Raw genomic sequence first — 13,496 nt, forward strand, 5'->3', positions numbered from 1 at the left:
TTTTAACGGTGAATATTATCATAATGAGGAGACTAACCATGAAGAAAATATTACTATCTTCTCCACACATGAGTGAGGAGGGGTATGAACAAGCTTATGTTCAAGAAGCTTTTGATACCAATTGGATTGCACCATTAGGAGCCAATGTCGAGGGCTTTGAAAAAGAGCTGAGTCAGATTGTAGGCATCAAATACGCTACGGCTTTAGCTTCTGGAACGGCAGCCATTCATTTAGCCCTTAAAGCTGTTGGAGTGGGGCAAGATGATATTGTATTTTGTCAGTCCTTGACTTTCTCTGCCTCAGCTAATCCTATTCGCTATGAGAAAGCCATTCCTGTCTTTATTGATTCAGAAGAAGATACTTGGAATATGGATCCCAAAGCTTTAGAAAAGGCTTTTCAAAAATATAAACCAAAAGCAGTCATTGTCGTTCACTTGTACGGAATCTCAGCTAAAATCGATGAAATTAAAAAGATTTGCGAAAAATATAACACGCCTTTAATTGAGGATGCAGCAGAGAGTTTAGGGACTGTCTATAAGGGGCAGTGGACGGGAACTTTTGGGGATTATGGTATTTATTCTTTTAATGGTAATAAGATCATCACTACTTCTGGTGGGGGAATGTTGGTTTCGAATAATGAAGCAGGCATTCAAAAGGCTAAATTCTGGGCGACCCAGGCTCGTGAAAGCTTCCCATGGTATCAGCATGAAGAAATCGGTTATAATTACCGAATGTCGAATGTGGTAGCTGGTATTGGCCGTGGCCAATTAAAAGTACTGAAAGATCGCGTGGAGAAGAAACGGGCTATTTATCATGCCTATGCAGAAGGCTTCAAGGATATTGAACAAATCAAAATGGGGCCTGATCGAATGGAGCAAGGAGACTTTGCGAATCATTGGCTAACTGCTATAACGATCGAAAGTGACACCATTCAACCGATGGATATCATTCAAGGTCTAGCCGAAGAAAATATTGAAGCGCGTCCTGTCTGGAAGCCTATGCACTTACAACCCGTCTTTAAAGATTATGATTACGTAGGTGGAAATGTGGCTGAAAAACTCTTTAATAAAGGAATTTGTTTACCTTCTGATTCGAAGATGACAAGGGAAGATGTCGATCGAGTAATAGAAATTGTTAAGGGAATGATTTAATGCAAAGATATCAATCTTTTTATGCAAAATATGTTAAACGATTTCTAGATATCATACTCTCCTTAATGGCTTTAATTGTTTTTTCACCAATAATAATTATTACAGGTATTTTGGTAAGAATTAAGTTGGGTAGTCCAATTCTTTTTAAGCAGAAAAGACCGGGGTTAAATGAAGAAATTTTCGAGATGATGAAATTCCGCACGATGACGGATGAAAGAGATGAAAATGGGGATCTGTTACCTGATTCTGTTCGATTAACGAGTTTTGGCAAAAAACTAAGAGCTACTAGTCTTGATGAGTTACCAGAATTATTAAATATTCTCAAAGGTGATATGAGTATAGTGGGGCCTAGACCATTACTTGAAAGATACCTATCTTTTTATTCAGATGAAGAAAAGCAACGCCATATAGTGAGGCCTGGATTAACAGGTTTAGCTCAGGTGAAAGGAAGAAACTATCTTCCTTGGAATGAAAGATTAAATTACGATATTGAATATATAAATAAAATTAGTTTTTTATTTGATATAAAGATACTTATATTTACAGTTGTAAAGGTATTAAAAAAGGAAGATATCGCTACAGATACTCAAGATGTCTTAAAGAGTTTAGATGTAGAAAGGGGTTCATCTAATGAGATTTTATGAAGGGACTCTAGAAGATATAAAAAATAATAAGAATACTATCTTAAATTTAATGATTCAGTCATTAAAAATTACATTTTCGTCTATTGAAATATCTAAAGATCAAATAAACAGTAGATTTAATAATTTGATTACTTTTATAGAAAATGGAGAGGCAAAAATTCTTCTAGCGGAGGATAATAAAATAATTTGTGGATATTTATGGTATTTTTATAAGAAAAAAAATTTAATACATATTAATTCATTTGTTGTAGATTCTAAATATAGAGGAAAGGGCATTGGATCTACTCTTTATAATATGTTATATGATAATATCCAAACTAAAAATGCTAAGCTAGAATTACAAGTTAGTTCCAACAATAAAGAAGCAATAAATTTTTATGAGTCAAAGGGCTTTTCACCTGTTAAATTAACTATGACTAAATCTTTAAATGATAAGGGTGGTTAGTAATTTGTATAAAAAAAATGATATATATTTTGACAAGAAATATGGAGAATTATATGAAAATATTGATAAGGGGAAGTGTATAGAATACAATTTTGATCACAATTTAGGAAAGATAAAATATATTTTTTTAAAGAGACCTATTAAGATTCAAGGATTAGATGAACAATTTTATGATATCATCACTCCGTATGGGTACGGTGGGCCTATTATCACTGGATGCAATCTTGATAGTAAAGAATCTTTAATTAGAGAATTTAATAAAGAATTTAATGATTTTTGTAATAGAAATAATATCGTTAGTGAATTTGTTCGTTTTCATCCAATATATGATAACGGCGAAGATTTCAAAATTATTTATGAAATAGAAACTATTCGAAAGACTGTAGCTACTGAGATCAATAATGATATTAATAACTATGAAAATCAATTTTCAAAAAGTGCTAGAAAGACAATAAGAAGATGTCTAAGAGATGGTTTAACTTATGAATATAATATTCATCCTAAAAACTTAGATACTTTTCAAGAAGTTTATTATTCAACAATGGATCGCAAATCTTCTGATGAGTATTATTATTTTGATCAACTCTATTTCAATGATTTTATCAAAAATTTTGGAGAAAATATTTTGAATATAAATATTTTTTACAAAAATAATATTATTGCATCATCTCTATATTTCTATTCAAATCAAATATTAAACGCACATTTATCAGGAACGAAATCAGAATTTTTATATCTATCTCCTGCTTATTTACTTAAATATGCCTCATACGAATGGGGCAAAGCAAACAATATAAAACTCATCCACTATGGAGGGGGAACTTCAAATGCTTTAGAAGATTCACTATTAAAATTCAAAAGGAAATTTGGAAAGAAAGAATTCGACTTTAAAGTGGCAAAAAAAGTAAGAAACACTTCTATTTACAATAAGTTAATTAATATAACAGGTAATCAGAATTCTACATTCTTTCCAGCGTATAGGAATATAACCAGAAAATAATAATGAACATTTGATTTCAGGGGGATTTTATGAATATTCTTTTCTTAACTTTAAACTTTAAAGGAATTAATAATCCGGGCTTAAACAATGATTTAATTCGTTATTTTAAAAATATGAAACATAACATTTATGTGATTTCTGCAAATGAGAGAAAAGAGCCCAAACAGGAAGTATTCAAACAGATTGAAAATTTATATTCTTTGAAGGTTCGAATACCAAATATTACTAAAACTAACATAATTGAAAAAGGTATCTCTACTTTGTTTATTGAAAGACTGTATATGAGAGCTATAAAAAAACACTTAAATAATATTCAATTTGACCTAGTTCTTTATACTACTCCGCCAATTACTTTTTCAAAGGTGGTTGAATATATAAAAAAAAGAGATGCCGCTAAAACTTATTTGATGCTGAAAGATATTTTCCCTCAGAATGCTGTTGATATTCAAATGATTAAAAAAAGTTCTTTTTTATACAAATATTTTCGACGTAAAGAAAAAAAACTTTATGATATCACGGACTTTATTGGTACAATGTCAAAAAAAAATAAAGAATATATAATTAGACATAATGTTGAGATAGAAGGAAAAGTAGAAATCCTTCCAAATACAATAACTCCGAGAAATATTAATATAAATCTTCATAATAAAAATGTTTTATTTAAAAAATATCATATACCATTAAATAAAAGAACTTTTATATATGGAGGTAATTTAGGAAAACCTCAAGGAATTGATTTTGTCATCGAATGCATTAAAAGAAATGAACAAAATAAAAATTCTTTTATTGTTATAGTTGGTTCAGGAACTGAATTTTCAAAATTAGAGAAAGCATTTGAAGAATACAAATTTAGAAATGCTTTACTATTAAATCAATTACCAAAAAAGAAGTATGAATTGTTGGCCAATTCTTGTGATGTCGGTTTAATATTTCTTGATTATCGTTTTACAATCCCTAATTTTCCATCCCGATTATTATCATATATGCAAGCATCTATGCCTATTATTGCAGCAACTGATCCTAATACTGATATTGGTGATGTGATTGAGGAGAATGGTTTCGGTCGAAAGGTTCTAAGTAATGATGTTGAGAAGTTTAATCAAATTATTCAAGATTTTTCTACTAGATCTGATTTAAAAGAAATGGGAAGAAAAGCAAGGTCATATTTAGAGAAAAATTATACCTCTGAAACAGCTTATAATACGATCATGAAACACTTTGAATAGAAGGGATATCATATGTTTAAAGACAAGATACTTTTAATTACTGGCGGTACCGGATCTTTTGGGAATGCAGTCCTAGATAATTTTTTGGATTCAGATTTAAAAGAGATTCGGATATTTTCTAGAGATGAATTAAAACAAGATAATATGCGACATTTTTATCAACAGATAGCTCCTGAAGCGAGCAAAAAATTAAAATTTTTTATTGGGGATGTACGTGACATAAATAGTATTCGCAATGCTATGTATGGCGTGGATTATGTTTTTCATGCGGCTGCTTTAAAGCAAGTTCCTTCTTGTGAGTTTTTCCCCATGGAAGCTGTTAAAACGAATGTATTTGGTACAGACAATGTTTTAACTGCTGCAATCGAAGCAGGAGTCAAAAAAGTAGTTTGTTTATCCACAGATAAGGCAGCCTACCCAGTTAATGCGATGGGAACTTCAAAAGCCATGATGGAAAAAGTAGTCGTTGCCAAATCAAGAACGGTTGATCCTGCTAAAACTTTAATTTGCTGTACCCGTTATGGTAATGTCTTAGCTTCTAGAGGATCGGTTGTTCCCTTATTTATTAATCAGATAAGAGACGGAAAACCTCTAACTGTGACAGATCCTAAAATGACGCGTTTTATTATGACCTTACAAGAAGCAGTAGATTTAGTTATGTTTGCCTTTAATAATGCGGAAAGCGGCGATATTCTTGTGCAAAAAGCACCGGCTTCAACTATAGCTGTCCTTCGTGATGCGGTAAGAGAACTGTTTAAACCTGGTCACCCTGATCAAGTGATTGGTATCCGTCACGGTGAGAAAATGTATGAAACCTTACTAACGAACGAAGAGTGTGCCAATGCTATTGATATGGGCAACTTTTATCGCGTTCCAGCGGATAAGCGTGATTTAAACTACGATAAATATGTAACTGATGGCGATGAGGAAAGAAATACCCTAGTTGAATTTAATTCCAATAATACTGAATTAATGGATGTCGAAGCTGTTAAGGAAAAATTATTAACCGTTCCTTTAGTGCGTGATGAATTGGCAAAATGGGAGGCTCATAGTTAGAATGAAAATCTTAGTTACAGGAGCAAAAGGATTTTTGGGAAAGAACCTAGTCGCTGAATTAAATACTACAACTGCTCATGAACTTTTTGAATATGATCTTGACACACCTTCTGAAAATTTGGAACAGTGGACAAAAGAGTGTGATTTTGTTTTTCATTTGGCTGGTGTGAATCGACCAGAAAATGAAGCGGAATTTATGGAAGGAAACTTTGGGTTCACATCAACTTTACTCGAACAATTAAAGAAAAATAATAACAAAAGTCCAATCGTATTAGCTTCTTCAACTCAAGCGAGTCTAGATAATCCATACGGAAAAAGCAAAAAAGCAGGCGAAGATTTAATTTTCAATTATGGTAAGGAAAACAAGGTACCTGTCTATGTTTATCGATTTACCAATCTGTTTGGTAAATGGTCTCGACCAAACTATAATTCAGTGGTAGCTACTTTTTGTCATAAAATAGCAAGAGATGAAGAAATAAGTGTCAATAATCCAAACGCAAAACTAGAACTATGTTATATTGATGATGTTATCCAAGAATTAAAGTCAGCCTTAAATGGTAATCCTCATTTTAAAGAGTCATTTGCTCACGTACCTGTAACACATCAAACGACTGTAGGAGAAATTGCTAGTCTTATTCAAGCTTTTAAAAACAGTCGAAAGGATTTAAGTATACCTGACCAAAGAGATCCGCTTTCTAAGAAACTCTACGCCACTTATTTGAGTTATTTACCAGAAGATGACTTTTCCTATGATTTAAAGATGAATATTGATGATCGCGGATATTTTACGGAGTTTATTAAATCACCAGAACGCGGCCAAGTTTCGATCAATTATGCCAAACCAGGCATCACAAAAGGACAACATTGGCATCATTCAAAAAATGAAAAGTTTTTAGTTGTATCTGGTCAAGGAATGATTCGCTTTAGAAAGTATGGAGAAGATGAAATCATTGAGTATCCTGTTTCAGGAGAAAAGTTAGAAGTAGTGGACATACCAACCGGCTATACCCATTCCATTGTAAATACAGGGAATTCTGATATGATAACGGTTATGTGGGCTAATGAGGTCTATGATCCAGAAAATCCCGACACTTATTATGAGGAGGTCTAAACTTGAAAAGATTAAAAGTGATGACAGTTGTAGGAACAAGGCCTGAAATTATTCGACTATCAGCTGTCATTCAAAAATTAGAGGAATCAGAGGCGATTGATCATATTTTGGTTCATACGGGTCAAAATTATGATTATGAGTTAAATGAAGTGTTCTTTGAAGACTTTGGACTTAGAAAACCTGATTATTTCTTAAATGCAGCAGGGGAGACGCCGATGGCAACAATTGGTCAAATATTAGCTAATATTGATCCCATATTAAGTAATGAGTCTCCAGATGCTTTTCTTGTGTTGGGAGATACTAATTCCTGTTTATGTGCGATTGCAGCTAAGCGTCACCAAATTCCAATCTTTCATATGGAAGCTGGAAACCGTTGCTTTGATCAAAGGGTTCCTGAAGAAACCAATCGTAAAATTGTCGATCATACTGCCGATATTAACTTAACCTATTCAGATATTGCGCGTGAATATTTACTAGCAGAGGGATTGCCAGCAGACCAAATTATCAAAACAGGAAGTCCAATGTTTGAAGTTTTAACTAACAAGATGGAAGCCATTAAAGCTGCTGATAGTTATAAGAAATTAAAGTTAGAAAAAGGACAATATTTTGTTGTTTCAGCCCACCGGGATGAAAATATTAATTCTGAAAGAAACTTTTTAAACCTTGTTGAAACCTTAAATGAAGTTGCAACTAAGTACCAATTACCTATTATAGTCTCCACTCATCCGCGAACAAGAAAAATGATCGAAGAAAAAAATGTTAAGTTTCATGACTTAGTCCGTCTAATGAAACCGATGAGCTTTACCGATTATAATAATCTTCAACTAAATGCGAAAGCCGTTCTCAGTGATTCGGGCACAATCAGTGAAGAATCTTCCATCATGGGCTTTAAAGCGCTAAATATTCGCGAAGCACATGAGCGTCCTGAAGCAATGGAAGAAGGGACAGTGATGATGGTAGGACTTCAAAAAGAACGTATTTTGCAAGGGTTAAAAGTTCTCGAGACTCAGAAAAAGGATACATTACGTCTGGTAGCCGATTATTCAATGCCAAATGTTTCAGAGAAAATCTTAAGAGTTATTATAAGTTATACAGATTATATTAAGAAAAAAGTGTGGAAAACAAATGAATAAAGTTGCATTAATAGCTCCTGCTAATGTTAATCAGATGCCTTATCTAAAAAATTATGAAAAAATATTAAATAAATATGAAATTGATTATGATGTTATAAATTGGGATAGGACTCATACAGAAAAAAAATCAAAGAATGTATATTTAGATAGTAAAAATTCATATCGGAGAAACTTTTTAGATTATCTAAAGTATTCAAGATTTATAAAAAAAAGATTGAAGAGTCATAATTATAAATTTTTAATAATTTTCAGTCCTCATTTAGTTTTTTTTCTTCAATTTTTTTTATTGATAAACTCTTATAATTACATAATTGATATTAGAGACTACCATCCAATTATAAAATTTCTTTTACCTAAAACTATAAAAAGTTCAAAATTTATTGCAGTATCTTCCCCTGGTTATAAGAAGTATTTTAATCATAAAAAAATCTTCATAAATCATAATTTTAATAAAACCATAAAAGAATTTAATGAAAATATTAATTCTAAAACAGTTAATAAAAATACGTTTCCATTAACTGTTTCTTTAATTGGTTCATTAAGAGATATAGAAATAAATAAAGAGTTTATTAAACACTCCAATAATAATGAAAATTTAAAGATAGTTTTTAACGGAGAAGGTGGTCAAGAACAATTATTAAAAGAATTTGTTGAAGAGAATAAATATAAAAATGTATTTTTTACCGGAAGATATGAAAAAATACAAGAAGATTATCTTTATAAACAAAGTGATCTTATAAATGTCATGCGATATAATGATTCAATCAATAATAACTATGCATTGACTAACAGACTATACAATTCGGTATTTAATCTAAAGCCTTTAATTTCAATGGGTAATACTTATCAATCAAAAATTATTAAGAAGTATGGTCTAGGCTTAATTATAACTGATTTTAATGATATATCACAAAAAATTGAAAATTACTTATTCAATTTAGATAAAAATAATTTTATAAGAAATTGTGAAATTTTTATAAATATAATTATTCAAGAAAATAATGTTTTTGAGCAGGCTATAGTAACTGAAATTAAAAATTTAGTTGATATAAATATGGAGTGAATTATGAATAAAATTTGTTTTTTAATGGGGTCTTTAAATAATAAAGGTGGATTAGAGAGAGTAGTGTCTGTATTAGCTAATGAATTATCGACAAATGGATATAAGGTTACAATAATCTTAGCAAATTCAATTAAAAATACTTATGAAATTTCATATGATCTAAATAATGATATTGAAGTAATTCATACAAATAAATTATATCGAAGACCATATGATTTTTTACTAGAAAGAATATTGCTTAAATCATTTTTAAAATTTAAAATAAATCTAAATGGAAACATAATTAGTATGCTATTATTTCCTATTTTAGAAAGAAAAAGATATCGAAATTTTTTTAATCATAGAAAGTTCGATGTAATAATAGGTGTGACTCCATTTTATTCCAGAATTCTTACTTTTCTTAATTTAAACTTAAAAAGAATAGGGTGGTTTCATAATACTTATGAAAGATATTTTGAATTAGAGGATAGTCCTTTATATAAAACTGAAAAAGCATTTATAAATTATTTAAATGATTTAGATGATCTTGTTGTTCTATCGGATCGAGATAAAAAAATATATTCATCAAAATTAAATGTACTCCCCAAACGGATTTATAATCCTTTAACTATTAAAAGTAAACGTCCAAATTCCATTTCTATAGATAACCGTGTAAACATTTTATTTGTAGGAAGAATTTACTACCAAACTAAAGGCTTAGAATTGTTATTCGATATCATTAAAAAGGTTGTCAAAGAAATACCTAATGTTTGCTTTAATATTGTTGGAGATGGACCTGATAAAAACAGATTATTAAAAGATATAAATACTAATAAATTATCTGATGTTATTGTTTTTCATGGAAGTTCCAATGATGTAAGTAAATTTTACTTAACTAACGACATCTTTGTCCTTCCTTCGTTAATAGAAGGATTCGGATTAGTTGTTACTGAAGCTATGTCTTTCGGACTACCAGTTATATCATTTAAAACCCATGGTCCTTCAGAAATTATTACAGAAGGTTATTCCGGATATTTAATAGATAAATATGATACAGACGAGTTCTCAAAAAAAATAATAAACCTAATAAGGAATCCTGAGTTGCGAAAAAATATTGGGAAACGTGCTTATGAGAGATCTCAAAATTTTTCTAAGAAAATTATTATTTCTGAGTGGATCGATCTTATAGAGAACTAGAGGTGATATGTAAATGTTAATTTTATTTCAATTTCTTTTAATTAGCGTTATTTTTATTATACTTTTTTTTCTTTCGGTTAATGAATATAAGTTTTCTCTGTTCTTAAAAAAAATTATATTATTAGTTTCAATATTATCAATTTCAATCTTAGCATCTCAGAGAACAATAGGTACCGATTTGCAAACTTATTATGGATGGTTTTTAAAAACCTATCCAATAGATAATTTTAGTTTATTTATTCAAGACTTAGGTCAATTAAATATAGAACCTACATATTATATTTTAGTCTCAATTTTAAAAAGTCTAGGTGGAAACTTTCAAATATTTTTAGGATTATATGCTTTTATACCTTTATTTATAATATATTTAATAATTTTGAAAATTGAAAAAGACCATATAATAAAGATGTTCTCTATTTTTCTCTTAATTTATTTAATTAGATGGCCTTTAGATATTATTCGTCAATTTGCTGGTATGACGTTTTACTTAGGGGCACTTTTATTATATGTTAATAAACGATATATTCTCGCTTCTATTAGCTCTTTCTTATCAATTTTTAGTCACTTTTCAGCGATATTAACCGCTTTAACGAATATTTTTTTAAATAAGTTTTCTTTTAAAAAAACTTCCTTTCTTATATTATGTCTTATATCTTTATTATTCGGATTTATATTTAATTTAGAATTTATTTTTGATTTTCTAAATTCAACATTTGATTTAGCGTTAATTAATAAAGCTGAACTTTATTTAACATCAAATTATGAGTACAAAAATTTTATTCATTTTATTTCTAGAAATTTAATGGAACATTTTTCGCCAATTCTAAATTTTCTTATTATATATTTATTTTTGAACAAAAAGAACATATATATTTATAGTAACAATTCCATATATAAAGTAATTTTAAATTCTATGATGTTTGGATCTTTTTTATATTTTTATTTAATTGGTGCGGGGGCCTTCACATTTGCTTATAGGTTAAATTCAATGTATTCAATAGGAAATTTCATTATAATTACTAGACTAATTACAGAATATATAGATCGTAGAAAGATGAATGTTTATTATTTAATTTATATCATTTTAATAATATACAATTTAATAATTGTATATTATTATACTGGAGCTTTTAATTTATAAGGAGAAAATATGAAGAAACTAATAGGCCAAATGGTTAATATAGGTTTTGGAGTTATTATTAGTATGGTTTTGACAATCCTTACGACTCCAATTATAACTAGAATAATAAATCCGGAATCATATGGAGAATTTTCACTATTTCAAACCTTTTCAAATGTTGCAATGATGATTTTTTGTTTAGGAATGGATCAGTCTTTAGTAAGATATTATTATGAAAATGATTCTATAGCATATAAAAGAGAATTATTAAAGAAAAGTACACTGCTTCCACTGATAATTGTCATAATCTTTTTATTTTTATCCTTTATATTTGCTGGTTTTTTTAATACATATTTTTTAAACGATAAAATTTATACCTTTTTATTATTACTAAATATCACATTTTCTATTATGTATCGTTTTTCAATTATGGTTGTTAGACTTGAGCATCAGTCAAGGGCTTACTCAGTTTTAACTATATTATCGAAAGTAGTTTATCTAATAAATGTTTTCATTTTTATATTTCTAAACATAACATCTAGTTATGCTCTTACTATTTCCCTTACTATAAGTACTATCTTTTGTTTAATAATTAGCATTACTATTAATAGGAAAATATTCAAATTTTGGAAAAGTAGTACAAATAATATAAATTTAAATGAGTTAATGAAGTATGGTTTTCCTTATATTTTTTCAATGGCTTTAACATCATTGTTTCAAGCAAATGATAAGTTCTTTTTAAGTATTTATAGTGATACAAGAACAATTGGAATTTTTGCATCAGCAGTTTCAATAGTTAGTTTTTTAAATATCATTCAAAATACTTTTACAACGATATGGTCTCCTTATTATTTAGATTTCTATTTTAAAAATCCATATGATCACGATTTTTTTAAGAAAGTCAACGACTCTGTTGTAACTGTTATGATAATTATTGGTAGTTCTTTAATCTTTTTTAAAGATTATATTGTTTTCTTGTTAGGTATGAATTATCGTGATGCTAAAGTATTAATTCCATTTTTAATTTTTGGTCCAATTATGTACACTATATCTGAAACTACTGTAATCGGTTTAGTTATAGCAAAAAGAAGTAAGCTTCAGGTTATAATTTCATTTATTACTTTCATAATAGCTCTGTTATTAAATCAAATAATGGTACCAACCATGGGAGGCATAGGTGCAGCGATTTCAACTGGAATATCCTATATAATATTTTATATTTTGAGAAGCTATTTTTCTAACTCAGTTTTAAAAATAGATTTTAATTTTGGGAAAAGTAGTGTTTTAATACTAATTTTATTTATTTATTCTATGTTTTCGACATTTTATTCAAATCAAATAATAAGCTTTTTTATATATATATTTATAGTTTTAATAGACTTAACATTATATAGAAAAATAATCAGTTATGGATTAAAAGAGATATTTATAAAAAGGAGATAATTATGGATTTCAAAGAGAAAGTATCTGTTATAATACCAACTTATAAAAGAGCAGACTTCCTTGCACGAGCAATAAATTCTGTTTTGAATCAGTCTTATGAAAATTTAGAAGTTTTAGTAATTGATGATAATAATCCAGAAAGTTTGTTTAGAAGTGAAACCGAGAATATAATGAAACAATTTAGTGAAAATCAAAAGGTTATTTATATTCAACATTCATTTAATATGAATGGTTCTGTTGCTCGTAATACAGGAATTAAAAAAAGCTCAGGAGATTTAATAGCTTTTTTGGACGATGATAATTATTTTTACAAAGATAAAATTCGTAAACAAGTTGATTTTTTAAATAATCATAAAAACTATAAAGCAGTATATTGTGGTTTAATAGATAGTAATAATAAAATTAAATATGCTAATAGAAGTGGAAATCTTATGTTTGAACAATTATCGGGCAGCCAAATTATCGATACCAATACAATCTTAATTAAAAAAAGTGTTGTTTTAGAATTTGAGGGGTGGGATGAACGACTTAAAAGAAATCAAGATGTTTCTTTTATGATAAGATTTTTTTCTAAAGACTATGAAATAGGTTGTTTAGATGAAGTACTCGTATACTATGATTTAGAAGATCGTTCGAATTTTCCAAACTCAACTCAAAGTGAATTCAATATGTATAGATTTTTACAACTTTATAAAGAAGAAATTAATTTAATCAAAAGAAAAAATCCGTTAAAAGCAAAACTTATTTATCTTTATCGCTACCGACAAATTTTTTTTTCTCATATTAAGAGTAAAAAGATAAAAAAATCTTTTATAATTTTTTTGAAGATGCTAAATATTGACATTTCATTAACTGCTAAGCTCTTAATTAATTCTATAAAAGATAAAATTATAAGAGTATAACTATTAAATTTAAAAAAATTATCGTT

Annotated in this window: 13 protein-coding genes; all 13 read left to right on the forward strand. The window is 28.6% G+C overall.

The annotated features are described in order from the left end of the window. The first annotated feature begins 38 nt into the window (after window positions 1–38). Genes ACQV18_RS01570 through ACQV18_RS01630 form a run of 13 tightly spaced genes read left to right on the forward strand, consistent with a single transcriptional unit; the run spans window position 39 to window position 13,470 of the window. A complete protein-coding gene (locus ACQV18_RS01570) occupies window positions 39–1,151 on the forward strand; it encodes a DegT/DnrJ/EryC1/StrS family aminotransferase (RefSeq protein WP_428892433.1) in 1,113 nt (370 codons plus the stop codon). After that, window positions 1,151–1,795 (forward strand): sugar transferase, encoded by a 645-nt coding sequence (locus ACQV18_RS01575; RefSeq protein WP_428892434.1) that lies wholly within the window; start codon window positions 1,151–1,153, stop codon window positions 1,793–1,795. Before ACQV18_RS01570 ends, ACQV18_RS01575 begins: the two co-directional genes overlap by 1 nt. After that, window positions 1,782–2,240, forward strand: coding sequence for a GNAT family N-acetyltransferase (locus ACQV18_RS01580; RefSeq protein ID WP_428892435.1), 459 nt, complete (start codon window positions 1,782–1,784; stop codon window positions 2,238–2,240). The genes ACQV18_RS01575 and ACQV18_RS01580 overlap by 14 nt, the downstream gene beginning before the upstream one ends. 4 nt (window positions 2,241–2,244) lie before the next feature. Continuing rightward, window positions 2,245–3,240 (forward strand): hypothetical protein, encoded by a 996-nt coding sequence (locus ACQV18_RS01585; protein WP_428892436.1) that lies wholly within the window; start codon window positions 2,245–2,247, stop codon window positions 3,238–3,240. Window positions 3,241–3,269: 29 nt separating this feature from the next. Then, window positions 3,270–4,466 (forward strand): glycosyltransferase family 4 protein, encoded by a 1,197-nt coding sequence (locus ACQV18_RS01590; RefSeq protein ID WP_428892437.1) that lies wholly within the window; start codon window positions 3,270–3,272, stop codon window positions 4,464–4,466. A gap of 12 nt (window positions 4,467–4,478) precedes the next feature. Further along, window positions 4,479–5,522, forward strand: coding sequence for a polysaccharide biosynthesis protein (locus ACQV18_RS01595; protein WP_428892438.1), 1,044 nt, complete (start codon window positions 4,479–4,481; stop codon window positions 5,520–5,522). 1 nt (window position 5,523) lies between these two features. Beyond that, a complete protein-coding gene (locus tag ACQV18_RS01600) occupies window positions 5,524–6,633 on the forward strand; it encodes a capsular polysaccharide biosynthesis protein CapF (protein ID WP_428892439.1) in 1,110 nt (369 codons plus the stop codon). A 2-nt stretch (window positions 6,634–6,635) separates the two neighbouring features. After that, window positions 6,636–7,766: a non-hydrolyzing UDP-N-acetylglucosamine 2-epimerase gene (wecB, locus tag ACQV18_RS01605; RefSeq protein ID WP_428892440.1), complete on the forward strand. Its 1,131-nt coding sequence runs from the start codon at window positions 6,636–6,638 to the stop codon at window positions 7,764–7,766. Further along, a complete protein-coding gene (locus ACQV18_RS01610) occupies window positions 7,759–8,829 on the forward strand; it encodes a hypothetical protein (protein WP_428892441.1) in 1,071 nt (356 codons plus the stop codon). Before wecB ends, ACQV18_RS01610 begins: the two co-directional genes overlap by 8 nt. 3 nt (window positions 8,830–8,832) lie before the next feature. Then, the gene (locus ACQV18_RS01615; RefSeq protein WP_428892442.1) at window positions 8,833–10,005 is read left to right on the forward strand and encodes a glycosyltransferase family 4 protein; all 1,173 of its coding nucleotides are present in this window, start codon (window positions 8,833–8,835) and stop codon (window positions 10,003–10,005) included. 13 nt (window positions 10,006–10,018) lie between these two features. Continuing rightward, the gene (locus ACQV18_RS01620) at window positions 10,019–11,146 is read left to right on the forward strand and encodes an EpsG family protein (RefSeq protein WP_428892443.1); all 1,128 of its coding nucleotides are present in this window, start codon (window positions 10,019–10,021) and stop codon (window positions 11,144–11,146) included. Between the two features lie 9 nt (window positions 11,147–11,155). After that, on the forward strand, window positions 11,156–12,568 hold the full coding sequence (locus ACQV18_RS01625; protein WP_428892444.1) for a lipopolysaccharide biosynthesis protein: 1,413 nt from the start codon (window positions 11,156–11,158) through the stop codon (window positions 12,566–12,568). Window positions 12,569–12,570: 2 nt separating this feature from the next. Next, window positions 12,571–13,470 (forward strand): glycosyltransferase family 2 protein, encoded by a 900-nt coding sequence (locus ACQV18_RS01630; protein WP_428892445.1) that lies wholly within the window; start codon window positions 12,571–12,573, stop codon window positions 13,468–13,470. Window positions 13,471–13,496: the final 26 nt, after the last annotated feature.

The sequence above is a fragment of the Facklamia sp. P9177 genome (genome assembly GCF_050409585.1).
Taxonomy (GTDB): Bacteria; Bacillota; Bacilli; order Lactobacillales; family Aerococcaceae; genus Facklamia.